Source organism: Bacillus sp. JNUCC-21, from assembly GCF_041222765.1.
GTDB lineage: Bacteria > Bacillota > Bacilli > Bacillales > Bacillaceae > Bacillus > Bacillus velezensis.
Genome location: NZ_CP166019.1, coordinates 2,894,433 through 2,909,092 on the forward strand (window position 1 = coordinate 2,894,433; position 14,660 = coordinate 2,909,092).

Sequence of the window (14,660 nt, forward strand, 5' to 3'; positions counted from 1 at the left end):
TCTTCGGCCAGATGAATGTCCAAAGCCGCATTGGCTTCGAGTAACGTATCGAGGTCCATTGCTGAAACCTCTGTGAAAGAAAACTTCTCAGACATCACAAGCCGATACATAGGCCAGTTGTCACTCGCCTTCTTTTTGTAGAACTGTTTCGGCTTCATTTTCGGCGCTAAGAAAGGTCTGAACCTCTTTCATCAGCTCAAGGAAACCAGGTTTTTCATCAAAATAGCCATAGCTTACTTTGGGTTCAACAACGACTTCTTTCATGTACAGTTCATACAGTTTCGCAGACGAAAACATTCCTGTATTGATATTGATAGCCTCATCGTTAAATTCAATTGAACGACGCGTTCCTGGGTGTTGAAGAGTGTACTCAGTTCCTTGGATTGTTACTTTCTTTTGTTTACCGAATTTTGACATAGGTTTTCCCTCCGATTGTTTGGTTTGCATATATTGAAAAGCAGCCCGAGTGGACTGCTTTTTTGCATTTGATTTTTTTCTTTTCGACATGATTAATACCTTACTGCTCTAAAACTGTATAATCGAAAACTTGAATTTCAAATTCACGATCTCCGATTTCGTCACCGAATTCAGCATCAGCAGGCTTTTTCACCATGGCTTCAGTGCCGCCGATTTTCTCTTGTCCGCCAGTAACCCAGATCGGAAAGGTTTTGGCCGTGTTTGCCAATCCATTTAAATAAGGCACAAACGGCGAACCCATGGAAAGAGTAAGCGTAATTGTGCCTAACGGATTGTTTTTTGTTGCAACGCTCACATCACCTTTAGCGCTGACTTTTGTTGAAAACTTTTCTTCGTCTTTAGCACACGAAACCATGGTACCCTCTGAATAACCAGTAACGATTTTCCCGTCGATATTCGTGTTGACCTCGTTCGCATCGTAAACATAAGCAGCCATTGACTATTCTCCCCCTTTAGATTGAAATTTCGCCTGTAATTGAGGCGGAATGAACCGCGCCGGCTAATTCGAACGTGAAAGAAAGGCCGTCATACACGCGGTTTTTTCTGTTCTCGTCTGATACTTCAGAGCGTTTTTTTGTGCTGATGGTGTAAACGGGCAAACCGTCTTCATCAGAAGCGACAATCCCATTTGAAAAGGCTTTTTGAAGTACATTCGTAACCTGAACACTCAACAATGAAAAACCGGCATTCGAGAACGGGATTTTACCGTTATTTGAGAATGCCGATTGAATGGATGTTTCAATATTTAATTTCACCCAGTCCTTGCCGTGCAGGACGTCAATGTACTCACCTGAAGCAGTAATTCCCTCTGACGTCTCGCTGTGGCCTGCTTTGGTCACGTAAGCGATAGCTCCCTCTTTGTGGAGCTTTTGCAGCTCGTCCGCCTTCAGGTCTTGCGGGGTGACTCCCACAATGTTTTTGAACTTCCAAGTAACTGAACCCACTGTCAGGGAGCCTACAGCACCAACCAGTCCGGCGTCTGGATGCTCGCTTGTTATCGGGTGATAAAAAACGATTGTCCGGTCCTTCCCGGTATAGGAAGTGACTTCTTCCCGATCTGTTACTTGCAGAACGAGGAATTTGTATGATTTTTCTTCCATCGCCTTTGCTGCTTCCAGCTTCTCGTCTGCCGTCGCATCAGCAAGAATGAGGAAGTGCCAATCATTATCAAAATACTCGTCAAAAGCATTCCGAATCGTAAATGTGGCAGCCGCTCCCGCTCCGTCGCTTTCCCCGTTTTCCGGGTTACCTCCGTAAGTACCGATGGCTACTTTTGATGGAGCATTGTCGCCCTGTGCATAAATAGCAGCAGCCTTTTTATATGCGGGTGTTCCTTCTGGGTAATCCGCTTTGACAGCTTCTATTGAGCCATATTCTTTATAGGTGTTGTGTCCGGCAACCTTCGCAAGAATTAGGGGTGTTCCTAACCCTTTAAGGTTCGACGGTTTCACCAGGTCGATTTTGACCGTTACATCACTAAGTGGCATGTGTTTAACCTCCTATGGTTTCTATTTGCGCGGAATCAAAAAACTCCGCTTGTGTCTCGCCATAAGCCGCTCGCGTTCTAAGACGCATATCAAAGCCGTGACGGCGTTCTGTGTCTATCGTGATAAATGTATCCCGATTACCGAAACCGTCGTTTCTCACCCACGCCAAGCCGTTGTCATGAAGCGTCTGGCGCGCGTCAGCAGTTTTGAAGTAAGAAGCTGTTTCTTGAGCAAGAGAAATGACTTCAATGTGACTATTTGAAATCCATGTAAAAGAAAAAACCAGCTCAATGTCTTCCGTTAACACTCCTTGTTCCTCAACACCCCTGTGTTGCGGCAAATACGGAGAAGTAACGGTATACGTGCAAAAAGGGTATTCAGGCTGTTTACCTGTCCCGTTTGCTTCGATAACGACATGGCCGGTTTTCTCTTTAATCATTCTGAGAACCGTTCTGATTATGCTGTTGTAATCCATCTGAATTGCTCACCGCCTTTAAGATATAGGAATTGAAATCGGCGTATGTCCCGTATGGCGTCATTGCTTCCACCAAAAAGGTTACTCCATCAAAAACCACTTGAGCTTTGAAAGGGATTTTCCTCTGGAAGTACAGTTGCCTGTCCATCTGTGTAAGCCGTCCGCCGGATTGATAAATTAATTGCGCCTGCAATGGGACAATAGCGCCTTTTTCTTCCGATTCCACCGGCTTGCCCTCTACCCATTTTCCGAGATCGTCATAAAACCCCTCAGACGCCGGGAGCAACAATGTAAAATCAACGCTGTATTTCTCAATCAGATCACCGAACTGAAAGTGATTTTTCATTAGCTTTCAACCTCGTAATCCATAGAACCGATCATTTCCCCGGTATCTACTAACGGATTTGAAGAGCCTTTTTCCTCCGTTGTAAAAGGATGATTGGCAGGACTCCGCAAGTCTCTTGCATAAGTCTGCAACCGGCCCTTTGCCAGTAATCCGACCGCGTTCATGATGTCATTAATAGAATCGCCGTTCTCTATGGCTCTATTGACCAGTTCCTCTACCTTTTGTACAATCTCAGCTTCATTTTCATCCCAGCCAGCCCGTAAGAATGACCGTTCAGGGATATTAATAAATTGTGTATCCTTCTTGAGATAAAGACCTTTGGCAGCAAGATAATTCCGCATGCGCTCAGTTACAGCAATACGGCAACCGAACTCGTGAACAGCCGCGATCATTTGGCGGTCGCCGTCCAGCACACCGACTTTCATTTTTCCTTTTGGTCCAAGGTTCCTAAGTAATTCCGGTATACGGTTTGTATCCCGCACCCGGATATTTCGGCGCCCCATTTGATCACCTCAATGGTTTAAAACGAATTTTTTTGTATGGCCGAAAAAAATCAAACGCAGGTTTATACCTTACGTCATCCGCCGTGTATGTCTTGCTCATTCCGCCAATTGATTCAGACTGAACACCTTTCGGGCTGTCCCGATCAATTTCAATCATGAGAGCAATTCCTTTCTTCACAGGACCTGGTAATGATTCAACCCCGTCTGGTCCGACAAAAGAGTTATTACACTCCTCCTTAACGAAAGAAATTGCGTCTTCAAGGTCAATTTGTAGCTTTGCATCCTGCGAGGTGTCATCCTCGGGAATTCCCAACCGTATTTTTAATTCTGACAGGTCCATTTCTCTCAGTCCTTTCAAAGCACGGGTTCATATGTCGCGAAGCACCTGCAATTTATATCATTTGAGGGATCTCCGCTTTGTCCCGGTGCCGGCGCCCTCACAGACTTGCCGTTTTTATCTTGACCGAGATCAAACAGCTCATTTACAAACCTGGCCTGGCCTTCTAAATGAACATGATCCGCGTTTCTTCCCTCACGAACCCGCTCGTCACCCATGTTGTGCCATATCTTTCTCATGGCAATACCGTTAGAATCGGCTTTCGTAGCTGCATCCAGTGTCGCTTTCTCCCGCACTCGATGCATTTCTGTTCTGGCAATGCGCTGCGCACGGTTATAACTGACGCCCACATCAGCTTCCAGCTCCTTCGCTACCTGAACAAAGCGTTTCCGCTCAATAAAGCCGCGTTCAATCGTATGATTGATCTTCTGAACTGTCTTTTTACGGTCCGTTTCGATTGCTTTGAGCATATTTTTGCTTGTGATAGTCTGCGAGATTGACGCGGACGCCGCCCATGTGACAGTCAATTTTCCTTTCGATGAACGGGACAATTTAAAGCCGACGGCCGATAGGATACCAAGCATGAGCCAGTTATACGATGACTCGTAGGTTTCATTCAGAAAATCAAGAACAGCCGTTTTAACCTTTGCAGAAAGGGCAGTAATCAATGACGCTATATCCTTCTTAATCTGAGAAAGATCATTACTCCGATTCGCGTCAGCAAGGCTGATTTCGCGCCCTTTATCAAGCTTGACAAACAGGGCAGTCAACTTGGAAAGTATTTTTTCGGAAGTACCACGAAAAAGCCGCTTCAGCTTCCGTAAAAACTCCTGCATCTTACGGGTTAACGGCTTCAAAAGCTCTTTTTCAGTTTGTTCTTTATCCACCGCTTTCCCTCCTATTCGTCAGATGCTTTTTCACCAGCGTCAGCAGATTCTTGATTCTCTTCATCTGTTGTTTTGTCCGCTGCCTTTTTGCTGTTTTTTTCAGCTTTTTTAATGGGCGACTGTACTTTTTTGTATCTGTCCTCTTTCAAAAGCTTATTACCGTGTTCATCCTCAACAAACCAAGTTGAACCGGTATCAGTATTTTGAATCCACATAAAAAAGCCCCTCCTATTGTGGACGGGCTGCGCTTAATACCGCGAGCGCTTCCGGTCTTGTTACTTTCGCGCCGTACAAGTGAAGCCCTTTTACTGCATCAGCAAAACGTTTCTCTGGGCGATAAGCCTCGACTTGGGTTGCTTGGTCTGCATAAGACCACGCCATGCCATGACCAGCAATAATCTTATGATTTTCTGTGCCACCCTCTGGTTTAGAAAGTGGAGCATTGTTTGATTTTAATACCGTAAATCCGGCCGCTTGTCCGATAACACCATTTAAAAGGCGTTGTTCTGAAGACATGTTCCCAGCCTTTACAAAACGGTCATCTTTTAGCATTAATCCTTCATACCAAGGCGTTACAACTACCCAGCGCCCCTGTTCCGGCACGTCTGCTTCATCCAATTTCACCGAAAGATCAACCAGATATTCGTACGCGTCGTTTTTTGTTGGTGAAACAACTTTTGTATCGCTGCCGATCGTATGAGCTGCATCCACATAATGAGAAGCAATATATGAATCAGCAGTATTTTTCAGAGCGTATGCTGCCTCTTGCATAGCCGCGTCCATCAACTTTGGATTTTGTTGAATTTTATCAACGTCATCAATCTGAAAGTTGAAATATTTTGACTGGTCAATGAGAAGCTTACGGCTTGTAGAATCAAGTGTTTGCGCGTTATCCATGTCTTGATTTTTAGTGTAGTCGCCCACACTAACGCGCCCCATATTGTTGATTGTCACAGAGTCACCAGCAGCAGTGATTTCTCCCTCGTAATCTCTGTTAATGACTCCCGTTTGACCATAAACCAAAGTTCTTTGTAAATTGCTCAGCAGTCTTGCACTCCATAATACCGGAATAAAATTATCTAATGCCATGTGTTTTTATCCTCCTATTGATTCTTATAAAGAGCTTGGATGCGATCCCAGTTTTGATTGACTTCCTCGGGACTCATCTTTTTAATGTCTTCTTCTGTTAACGGGGCTGATGCTCCGCCTGATGGTGTCGGCGTGCTGCCGTTCTTTTTGAAATGATCGTTTACGATGCTTTGTTCAAAAGTCTTGAAGGCTTCGGCCAAGGTATTCAAATTTTGTTCTGTGGTCGCATCGTCCTGACCGATAAAAAAGTCCACAAGATTAGTAGGCAAACCCTTTTCCGTTGCAATTGAAAGGGCCGTATTTCTCAACGACTCCCGCGTTTTCTCTTGCTCAAGGTTCTGGAATTTTTCCTGCAACTCACGTAATTGCTTTTGTTCCTCTGTTTCAGGAGGAAACCGCTTTGAAATCTCTTCCTCAAGTTTCTTTGGCAACGTATTTTTCTCATACGTCTTGATCGCCTCTGTCACCCTTGCATCAGATGTTGATTGAAGCAGCTTCTTTCCCTCGTCATTTGTTTCTAGGAAAGCCCGTACTGCATCCAGCGTGAGTTCTCCGCCGCTCGGCTGTGATGCTGGATCGTTACTGGTTCCACCTGCTGGCTGGGCTCCTGGTGTTGGATCAGCCGCGCCCCCAGGTTCGGAAAAATGCTGAAGGTTAATGCGCAGTGGCAGCCTTTCTTTTTTCATGAAATTCATTGACGGACTGACTGACTTATCCGTGTTTAATCGTTTCATTTCTGTGTGTCCTCCTTGCCCTTATCAGTTGCCGAAGCCCCTAACAAGTTCAAAAGTATTTCGGTTGCTCTTTAACGCCTACAACGCGAAAAAAAGGCATAAAAAAAGCCACTCAAAAGAGTAGCTTGCTGCTCAATTAATCAGAAACGTTATCCTTCTTCCTGTTTAGAAACAGAGACTTTTTCACTTCAGCATATATTTCTTCAGATTCATGTAGCAGGTTTTCGTTTTCCAGCATACTCAACAAAGAATTAATCCTAAACTCTTCATTCAGATGGCTGTTTTTTTCTTTCGTCCTTTTGAAAAGCTTCTTCATCCTCATTCGCCTCTTGTTCCTCGTCTTCATCCTGATTATCATCAATGGTGTAAGCATCTGCTTCCGCTTTCATTCTTTCAATCTCAAAACGCACATCATCAATGAATGATAATAGAGCAAGCCGCGTTTCTTCGCTTACCAGCCCTTTGAGTTCCGCGGATGCTTGAGCCTCTTCGAGAATGTTTGCAGGAAGATTCCGCTTGAATTGAAACCATAGTTTCAGATACGCGTCTTTGTCGGCCAGTATCCTTTTGGACCATGCCGAGCAGAGTATTTTATACTGATACCGGAATGCCGCTGTCATTTTGCGTTCCATGGTAATTGCCTTGTGTTCCAACGCCATAAGCTTATACCGCATGGCAACGCCTGTAATAGTGCCCCCGAAAGAGCCGTCAGAAAAATTGACTGTCTTCGCAAAACGTAAAATATTTTCTTCCAAACGGTTCAAATGATTTTCGATCATGGCGTCGTTTATTTCCTTGGATAAAAATTTCACGTCTCCGTTATCGTCGAAGACTTCAAACACACCATTCTTTTTTAGCTTTTCCATATCCTCATCATCGAGTGAAGCACCTTTGACAATCAAGTATGCAAGCCGGAACTGTTCGATTTCGTTCGATGCGTCAGACAAAGTTCTATCGTATGCATCAATTAAAGAAATGACTTTTTCAGTGTCACCTTTCATTTCTTTATTGTTCGGAACACCAAACAACGGGCATCCATTGAAAAGATGGGGCTTCGTCTCAATAAGATCGTACTTCGCTTTATCAGACGACTTAAACGAATAAATGAACGTTTCATCGTAGAAATCAGCCCGATATGACTCGACTTTTTTCCCGCTCACCCACTCAAACACTGAATAATATCGCAAAGCGTACGTAGGCTCTGTTATATCATCTAATGCGAGAATAATGCATTCCCACGGATCAACGTTTCTCAGGCATTCGTTTCCTTCTTCATTAACAAACAGCAGGCGGGCGCCGTAACCGCAGATGGAAGCCATTTTCCCGAGTTCGGAATCGGCGTCCTCGATGTTATTTCTCGTATTGAAAGTGCTCACTTGGTCTTTCAATTGCTTATCTTCAGTTTCATAAGAAATGGGGTGTCCAAACATATAGCCTGTCTTAGTATCAATGATTTCAGAGTCAAATGAGTTGTTCAGCTTATTGTTTACCTTGTCATCAATACGCTGCACCTTATCGGTTCCCGCGCTGCCATAATCAATGATGGACCGTGTTAATATGGGAACGCCTGCCGGATCAGCCTTATATCTTGCATATAGCTTCATCAATTTTTCACGAACAGGGACGTGTTCATTAATCATCATCTTGATAATGTCACCGTTGATTCCACTCTGGCGAATTAGATTTATATATTCCTTCATTGGTCACTCCCCCTTTCTGTGTTTCGGCTTGTTGTGGGTATACAGAGCGTACCGGAGAGCATCCAGCACGTCGTCCCATTCCTTCACAGGGTCGCCGGTCTTGGGATTCCATACATACATGAAAATTTCTTTTTTGAAGCGCTCAACCTTGTCTTTCACGACGAATAACTCATTTCGTTTAAACAGCCGGGCCACTTCTTCAATACCGGATATGATCGCCTTATCGGCGTTCAGGGCTCGCAACTTCTCCCGCCTAAAGCGCTGCACATGCTCTGGCCGCGCAGAATCGCAGTAGAAATTAATATTGCCGTACCGCTCCTTTACGCCTTTTGCTACTTTCACCCAGTAGTCAATTTCCTCATGCTGCTTGGCATGTTCTTCGAGCAAATAAAAACACCCTTGGTCATCTTGCCCGATTACGACAATAGAACCCGGGTGCTCATATCCCCAGTCAACGCCGGCGAAATACTTCTTGAAGTTGACGCGCCTGTTCTCCAATTCCTCAGAACTGATATAGTGAATGTCCTTATTGAAGTCCCGGTAAATGACTCCTTCAGACGCCACCCAATAACCGTTTATATCTCGATCGGTAAACATGCCGCTGGGCGTCGATGCCACGATACTCTCCACATATTCCGGATCGAGAAAATTGTTATCGAACAGCGAGAAATGAAATGACCGGATGTTCAGCCGGCCGCTCTTCAACTTTTGCCCGTCTTTATCGATATAATCGGTTTTTACGGTGTGCATCGGGTTTTCGGGGTTTGTATCCATCATGACCACAGCGCCTTTGTATGAGCACCGGGAAATGACTTCTTTTACAAATGAATCATGCAGGGCGGTCGCCTCATTCAGAAACGCGCCGGCTGACGTGAACCCCCGCGCCTTTTTCCATGAATTTGCGTTTGCTCCGTCAAAGCAATATACCTGATTACCGAATATCTCAACAGCGCTCGACTTATTGAGTTTCAATTCCTTGCCGAGAATCTGTTCTAAATCATTCAGAACGTTCCGCCTGATAGTTCCCAGGTTCGCCCCGCCGATAACAAAATTCAGTCCCATGTTTTGATACTTGCTGACGTGAGCAAGAAACGCCAAAAGGAGCACGAATGTTTTTCCTGCCCTCTTTGCGCCGCTACAAATTAAAATTTTGGGCTGCTCTTTTATGAAGCTGTCCCAAACTTCCTTTTGCTTTTTATTCAGTTCCATCGGCATCCACCATTTTTCTCAACATTGTAGCAATCTCATTTTCTTTGGTGTTTTCGTCGCCGCCGTTAATGGCCTTCTTCGTCTTCTCGATATTCAAGCGCATTTGTTCCAATTTAAGGCGGCGCTCATCTTGTTCATGCGCCAACTGGTCAAATTGCTTGATCAAGCTCCGGAGCTCCCCCATTGCCCGAGATTGAGCATTCAGGAATGTTGCATGGCGATCCCAAGCGAATTGGAATTCATATTCTTCCTCGTCAACTTCATTTACATCAGATACGAAGGATTTTTTCTTCTTCAGTTCTTTAATCATTTCTTCTTTATCCTGCACAAACATAATGCGTTGCGCCCGGAGGATGGCTGCATATTGTATCTGTATTTGATCCCATATCATATTAGCAGGGGAACGCTCTTGAATCTCTTCCATAATGGACAGCGTTTCCTCTGGTAGATACTTTGAGAAGAATCCATGCGAAACCGCATTTCGATTTCTCTCTGGGGCACCACCGTTGTTTCCCAATGCGTTTTTGTTGCCAGGTTGACCGCCTTTTTTTGTGTGCACACTTTTTTCAGAGGGTGCACCCTTTTCCCTTTCCCAACCATGCCGCTGCTTCCACGATTTAATGGTGTTCACTGACACTCCGTATTTCTCGGCAAGGTCCTTGTATTTCATGCCTTTGACGTAATCCTTATACGCCTGAATGTGCTTCTCGGCCATCTACATTCACCGCCGCCCCCTTCTGATTCGTGTTGTTTTGGAAAAAATAAAGACGCCTTAAGGCGCCTTTATTTCAACTAATTTAATTGAAGGCTATCATCAGGGCCATAACCACTTGGATAATTAATATTCAAGATGGTAATCGCTCCTAAAATTAATCACATGTTCTACGTACGACAACCGCCCAGTGATCTCCGCCATGCTGACTATTATCATGTTCTGTTGCATCGGTTAAAGCATCTGAACGATTCTCATAACATGTACCATACCATCCACCAATATGACCATTACAGACAGCTTGGTATTTTTGGGTTAATAACTCACCTGTAAAAATGGGTATATCCATCACTGATTTCTTCTCTTTTTTATCCATCTATTACACCTCCTTTGTACATAAATTAAGATTCCCACTGTTTTGTTTAACATATACTTTTTTAATATTCCTTCTAAACCACCACCGTGCTCAAGCCGTTAACCGCCAATTGTCTATCCTGAGACTTACCGGAAGCAGTTTACAGAGAATATAAAAAAGCATCATCCCGTAGAATGATGCCAACTGTTCATTGCCTATCCTTAAACTACTTCTTTTAACTCTTTCAATACTTCGTCTAATAACAACTTAAAACCCCGCTGCTGTTCATAATATCTCTTACTTTTAGTTGTGATCCACCCCCACATCCCAAACATTATAAAAGCCATAATGATACTAAAATAAAGTATTGGTGAAACTATTTGCTCTCCACCTTGAACAACAGTATTAAGGAGTTCTCCAAAATTTATCTTACTTTCTTTATCCTTTTGTAACATAGTGGTGGAAAAACTATTCATAGTATTGAAATAGAAAGTGAACATAACAACAAAGACACTAAGCACTGCGGCAAGAACTGATGTAAGTAATGTAAAAGGAATAGTTTTAAGAGAGCTTAGATCATTTGAAACATCGAGATTCGAATCTAATCTATTAACCATCAGTTTCAATTGCTCTTCACTGTGATCTCTTTTTAATGCTTCTTTAACAACTTGCTGAATGGTCAGATTTTCTTTATAGGGTTTCCCGTATCTTTTTTCTAGGTATTTCGATATTTCTTTTGCTTCCATCAACGAATGGTTTTGCATATTATCACCTCAATCCCTTTTATCGGCAAAAGAGCATGACAATGAAACCGTCCGCAAACTTTGTCGAACGATTTAACCGAATCCAGTTTACAGAGAACATAAAAAGCACCCTATAAAGGGTGCTGAATCTATAATGATGCTTTATTGATTTAGAAGCCATTTTATACGTTCAACTGAAGCTATGTAGTGTAGTATTATTAAACAAAAAAAGATAATACTAACTGTTTTTAAATCACTAAAGTAAATCGCCGCAACAGCTATTGCGAAGATCAGTAATTCAATAATCAATCTTATAACTCCATTTACGGCTATTACAGTTTGACCACTTCGGCTTGGATCGTTAGGTACTGCAAATACAGTCCAAATTAGCATTGCTACTATCGGCAATACTAAAGTTAAAACATATCTTAAAAAACCATGGAAATGACTCCATGCAAACACCCCTATGCAGATTAATGCAGCAATTTCAAGGGCGAATCTTAAAAGTAAATTAGTTTGGTTCAGTTTTTCCAACTCCTCTGTATTAAAAAGCCCTCCCGCAGGATGCTCTTTCACAAATTTATTTCATTGTATAGAAGCTTTTTTGTTCTTCCTCTTTTGGGTCTCTCGGAGTTTTTAGAGAAATCGTCTCCACTTTTGAAGATATAATACCGACTGCTGCTGTTACTAATGCACCAATTATTGCTACGACTATGAGTATTATGAAATATGACAAATTTCTCCCTCCTATCCAGATAATTATCCAAATAGACAGGAATTTGTCTACAATTTGCAGAATTTGTCGAACGAAAGCGCCCTTCATAAATAGGTGGCAGTCGTAAAACGAAAAAACACCCCGAAGGATGCTTTTAAATATCATTTTCATTCAATTTGAAATTCCCCAGCCTATCAATTTCTAGTTGATAAGCACTTTTAGAATAAAGGTATTTTAGAATGTCAATTACTTCAGTATGCTTTATTCCTGATTCATGTTCTAATTCCAGTCTAAATTGGGAAAAAGATGGCATATCACTGATATCTTTTTCATTAGTGTAATAAGGATTTAGTTTATCGCAAACAGCGTTTACTTTATCCTCACTATAGAAGTTAAGGCCCTCAAATTCTGACTTTAATTCTTCTTCAAAACCATTAAGCAGACCGAAAATTCGATTATCAGATTTATCACAAATTCCTTGTTGCTTTTGTATTCTGTAAATCTCTCCAAATAATTTTCCTAGAGATAATCTTAATTCGTTATCCATTTCTTATCGCCTCCCACCTTATTATCGGTTAAGGAGTAAGAGAAAGGAACAATTCGCGAAATTTGTCGAACGAAAGCCCTACACCCAATAAGGGCATAGAGCTTTATGATCACTATATGAAATTGGTGGGGACGCAGGAATATTTCGCCTCCCCGTCCTGCCTTCCAGTTTACACTGCGGATTTAATCTGATTCAACAATTGCAAAAGCTGACACGTTTCGCACATTTGGCACAAATGGCACACAATATCATTTTTAATGCGTCTGACTGTTTCGCGGGAAACGCCAAGATGCAGCGCGATTTCACGAAACCTCATCCCTTCTAACATGCAATCAAAGACAATCCGGCTTTTCTCGTCCTCTATTTCTTCAGTAGAGCGCTCAAGAAAATCAACGATAATTTCGTATTTGCGGAGCCGCTTCTCCCGACGGTCCATCTGACGTAACTCCGCCTGGCTTTTTCCGGCTGATCCCCTCGGCATTCCTGCTTCGTCACCGTAAGTAGCCACAAGCTTCTGCCCGGCAAACTCCACTTTGTTGAGAATGCGGCTTAATCGACTGATTTCCCGCAGCATAAAATTGTAATCACGAATCCATTCTTCGATTTCCCAAGCCATCATTTGATCAGACATTATTAACTCTCCTTCTGTCCGTAAATAGAATATTTCTCATTCCAACCGTTCTTTTTTTGTTCTGCCAGATATTCAGTTTTAGATACTTCCTGAATTGTTAGGCTGCACTTTTCCATCAAGAAACTTTTCATATTCTCAAATAAATCTTCTTTTCCGCACAAAAGATTCACGATTTCCCCATTTTGATAGGCGAATCCATACTTCACACCAAACACTCCCTTTATTTGCGTCTCAAAGCGCCGCCCTTGCCTCTTTTCAGAGTTTGCATATTTTGTCCCATCATCCGCTGCCAAAAGCGATCTGATCGCTCAGAAACGTTTTTATCTGGCTCCTTTTTCTTCCGCTTCATGTCATCCCTCCTGATAACAAAAAACGGACACCAACCAGAGCGCAGAAAAAATTCTGTGCAATGATCAGTGTCCGCAGGCTTTCCGTCTTGGACGTATTTATTTTTAAGCTCCTTGGCTGCGTAATGCCAACAGGCTCATTTTTAACTCTTCATATGCTTATATTTTACCATAATCCGGGTTCAATAGGGTTACCAAACCATTAAAGGCCGGCTTTCTCTTTATATTGCTCCCAAAAACCGTTCACTTCATCCAAGTATCTTGTGGCCTCAGGGCTTTTGGTTTCAGCCTCTTCTCGAATTGCATCAAAAGCCTCTTCGAATTCATCGGCAGGCGTCTTTAATATCTGATATTCGTTGGTAGCGAGGGCAGTTGCAAGCGCGACAGGATCAACGCTGTTTAACGGGGCCCATTCTCCTTGCCAATTCCCTAAGCTAACACTTTTCCGTAGGCTCTCGAAAGCCGCAGCCTGTTCTTTTGTTAATTGTAGCATTGTATTTTCCTCCGCTTCTTCTTTGAATTTATCTTACTTCACAATGAATTTTGCTGAGCTGCCCCGCTGTACCAGATTCGTATCAGTAAGCCCACCGCCGCTACGCTTCTTGTAAACGCCGGCTGTGTAATAAAGTGTGCTTGATCCTTTTTTCTCGGCTTTCCAGTCCACCGTTGAGGCGCTGCCCGTGTATGTCGCGGCGTCCGTAAACACCCGGCCGCTGTACCCGGATTCGTTTTGCCAGCCAGACCATGCAGCGGAAGCAGATGGCGCAACGACCGCCGCTCCCGTAAGTAATGCAGCTGATAAAATGATTGATTTGAATAGTTTTTTCATTATTTTCCCCTTCCTAATTCACAAATAATTAACATTTATTTACAAGGATAATTGTTATTTTGCTCGAATTCTTACTGTGTTCCATAAAAAACCAAGGGAGTGTTTAAAATGAATTTCAAAAAGATTGCTGTGACTGCACTATCGATTCCTGTATTAGCTTTTTCAATTAGTGGTATGGCTTCAGCTAAGGAGATAACTCCTCAAAAAAATGAAACGCAAACATCTATATCTCCTGGTCCAATTAAAGCCTATTACGATACTTTTGAAGTGAGAGCTGGGGGTTCTAAACAATTAGATGCAAAATATTTAGGATCAGGATTCGCTTATCATTCAGATAATAGCGCTGTTTTCACAGTAGATACCAATGGACTTGTCCGTGGCAATAAAGCTGGAAATGCATATTTAACCATATTCAAAAATGGATCAGTATACGGTCAGTTACACGTATTTGTCTATTAATTTTCGAATAGAAGAGCATTCTAATATGCTCTTCTATTTTTCCACTTTATCACCATACCGCGCCCCCAATGAGGGCAG

The 14,660-nt window shown here is 42.8% G+C and carries 23 protein-coding genes and 1 pseudogene; 1 reads left to right on the forward strand and 23 read right to left on the reverse strand.

Going from position 1 to position 14,660, the window contains the following annotated elements:
* Positions 1-120: 120 nt before the first annotated feature.
* The 23 genes and pseudogenes from JNUCC21_RS14500 to JNUCC21_RS14610 all read right to left on the reverse strand — a co-directional run.
* Positions 121-417, reverse strand: a complete 297-nt coding sequence (locus tag JNUCC21_RS14500) for a hypothetical protein (protein ID WP_042635088.1) — start codon at positions 415-417, stop codon at positions 121-123.
* 100 nt (positions 418-517) lie between these two features.
* Positions 518-913 carry a DUF3277 domain-containing protein gene (locus JNUCC21_RS14505; RefSeq protein WP_334751294.1) on the reverse strand — a complete coding sequence of 132 codons (396 nt, stop codon included), beginning with the start codon at positions 911-913 and terminating at the stop codon, positions 518-520.
* A 16-nt stretch (positions 914-929) separates the two neighbouring features.
* Positions 930-1,964, reverse strand: coding sequence for a DUF3383 family protein (locus JNUCC21_RS14510; RefSeq protein WP_014470554.1), 1,035 nt, complete (start codon positions 1,962-1,964; stop codon positions 930-932).
* Between the two features lie 4 nt (positions 1,965-1,968).
* Entirely contained in the window at positions 1,969-2,439 is a 471-nt protein-coding gene (locus tag JNUCC21_RS14515) for a hypothetical protein (protein WP_014470555.1), read from the reverse strand.
* Positions 2,396-2,785, reverse strand: coding sequence for a hypothetical protein (locus JNUCC21_RS14520; RefSeq protein WP_103042008.1), 390 nt, complete (start codon positions 2,783-2,785; stop codon positions 2,396-2,398). Before JNUCC21_RS14520 ends, JNUCC21_RS14515 begins: the two co-directional genes overlap by 44 nt.
* Complete coding sequence (locus JNUCC21_RS14525; RefSeq protein WP_103042007.1) at positions 2,785-3,288, reverse strand: hypothetical protein; 504 nt, start codon at positions 3,286-3,288, stop codon at positions 2,785-2,787. The genes JNUCC21_RS14520 and JNUCC21_RS14525 overlap by 1 nt, the downstream gene beginning before the upstream one ends.
* Positions 3,289-3,292: 4 nt before the next feature.
* Positions 3,293-3,628, reverse strand: coding sequence for a phage head-tail connector protein (locus JNUCC21_RS14530; RefSeq protein ID WP_103042006.1), 336 nt, complete (start codon positions 3,626-3,628; stop codon positions 3,293-3,295).
* A gap of 14 nt (positions 3,629-3,642) precedes the next feature.
* Positions 3,643-4,512: a phage minor head protein gene (locus JNUCC21_RS14535; protein ID WP_369878248.1), complete on the reverse strand. Its 870-nt coding sequence runs from the start codon at positions 4,510-4,512 to the stop codon at positions 3,643-3,645.
* An 11-nt stretch (positions 4,513-4,523) separates the two neighbouring features.
* The gene (locus JNUCC21_RS14540) at positions 4,524-4,727 is read right to left on the reverse strand and encodes a hypothetical protein (protein ID WP_014470560.1); all 204 of its coding nucleotides are present in this window, start codon (positions 4,725-4,727) and stop codon (positions 4,524-4,526) included.
* A 13-nt stretch (positions 4,728-4,740) separates the two neighbouring features.
* Complete coding sequence (locus JNUCC21_RS14545) at positions 4,741-5,601, reverse strand: phage capsid protein (RefSeq protein ID WP_014470561.1); 861 nt, start codon at positions 5,599-5,601, stop codon at positions 4,741-4,743.
* 14 nt (positions 5,602-5,615) lie between these two features.
* On the reverse strand, positions 5,616-6,335 hold the full coding sequence (locus JNUCC21_RS14550; RefSeq protein ID WP_369878249.1) for a DUF4355 domain-containing protein: 720 nt from the start codon (positions 6,333-6,335) through the stop codon (positions 5,616-5,618).
* 266 nt (positions 6,336-6,601) lie between these two features.
* Entirely contained in the window at positions 6,602-8,035 is a 1,434-nt protein-coding gene (locus tag JNUCC21_RS14555) for a phage portal protein (protein WP_369878250.1), read from the reverse strand.
* 3 nt (positions 8,036-8,038) lie between these two features.
* Positions 8,039-9,244, reverse strand: a complete 1,206-nt coding sequence (locus JNUCC21_RS14560) for a PBSX family phage terminase large subunit (RefSeq protein WP_014470565.1) — start codon at positions 9,242-9,244, stop codon at positions 8,039-8,041.
* Positions 9,231-9,959, reverse strand: coding sequence for a phage terminase small subunit (gene terS, locus JNUCC21_RS14565; protein WP_369878251.1), 729 nt, complete (start codon positions 9,957-9,959; stop codon positions 9,231-9,233). The genes JNUCC21_RS14560 and terS overlap by 14 nt, the downstream gene beginning before the upstream one ends.
* Before the next feature lie 154 nt (positions 9,960-10,113).
* The gene (locus tag JNUCC21_RS14570) at positions 10,114-10,332 is read right to left on the reverse strand and encodes a hypothetical protein (protein WP_369878252.1); all 219 of its coding nucleotides are present in this window, start codon (positions 10,330-10,332) and stop codon (positions 10,114-10,116) included.
* Positions 10,333-10,532: 200 nt separating this feature from the next.
* Positions 10,533-11,075, reverse strand: a complete 543-nt coding sequence (locus tag JNUCC21_RS14575; protein ID WP_369878253.1) for a hypothetical protein — start codon at positions 11,073-11,075, stop codon at positions 10,533-10,535.
* A gap of 141 nt (positions 11,076-11,216) precedes the next feature.
* Positions 11,217-11,588, reverse strand: coding sequence for a YrdB family protein (locus JNUCC21_RS14580; protein ID WP_369878827.1), 372 nt, complete (start codon positions 11,586-11,588; stop codon positions 11,217-11,219).
* Between the two features lie 335 nt (positions 11,589-11,923).
* Positions 11,924-12,316 (reverse strand): hypothetical protein, encoded by a 393-nt coding sequence (locus JNUCC21_RS14585; RefSeq protein ID WP_369878254.1) that lies wholly within the window; start codon positions 12,314-12,316, stop codon positions 11,924-11,926.
* Between the two features lie 169 nt (positions 12,317-12,485).
* On the reverse strand, positions 12,486-12,947 hold the full coding sequence (locus JNUCC21_RS14590) for a sigma factor-like helix-turn-helix DNA-binding protein (protein ID WP_369878255.1): 462 nt from the start codon (positions 12,945-12,947) through the stop codon (positions 12,486-12,488).
* A 2-nt stretch (positions 12,948-12,949) separates the two neighbouring features.
* Positions 12,950-13,153 carry a hypothetical protein gene (locus JNUCC21_RS14595; RefSeq protein WP_369878256.1) on the reverse strand — a complete coding sequence of 68 codons (204 nt, stop codon included), beginning with the start codon at positions 13,151-13,153 and terminating at the stop codon, positions 12,950-12,952.
* A gap of 14 nt (positions 13,154-13,167) precedes the next feature.
* Positions 13,168-13,296: a hypothetical protein gene (locus JNUCC21_RS14600; protein WP_014470571.1), complete on the reverse strand. Its 129-nt coding sequence runs from the start codon at positions 13,294-13,296 to the stop codon at positions 13,168-13,170.
* A gap of 200 nt (positions 13,297-13,496) precedes the next feature.
* Positions 13,497-13,787, reverse strand: coding sequence for a hypothetical protein (locus tag JNUCC21_RS14605; RefSeq protein ID WP_127010311.1), 291 nt, complete (start codon positions 13,785-13,787; stop codon positions 13,497-13,499).
* A gap of 57 nt (positions 13,788-13,844) precedes the next feature.
* A pseudogene (locus JNUCC21_RS14610) lies at positions 13,845-14,123 on the reverse strand (hypothetical protein); the annotation flags it as partial.
* A 108-nt stretch (positions 14,124-14,231) separates the two neighbouring features.
* On the opposite strand from JNUCC21_RS14610, the gene JNUCC21_RS14615 reads away from it, so the two are divergent.
* Positions 14,232-14,582 carry an Ig-like domain-containing protein gene (locus JNUCC21_RS14615; RefSeq protein WP_369878257.1) on the forward strand — a complete coding sequence of 117 codons (351 nt, stop codon included), beginning with the start codon at positions 14,232-14,234 and terminating at the stop codon, positions 14,580-14,582.
* Positions 14,583-14,660 lie beyond the last annotated feature (78 nt).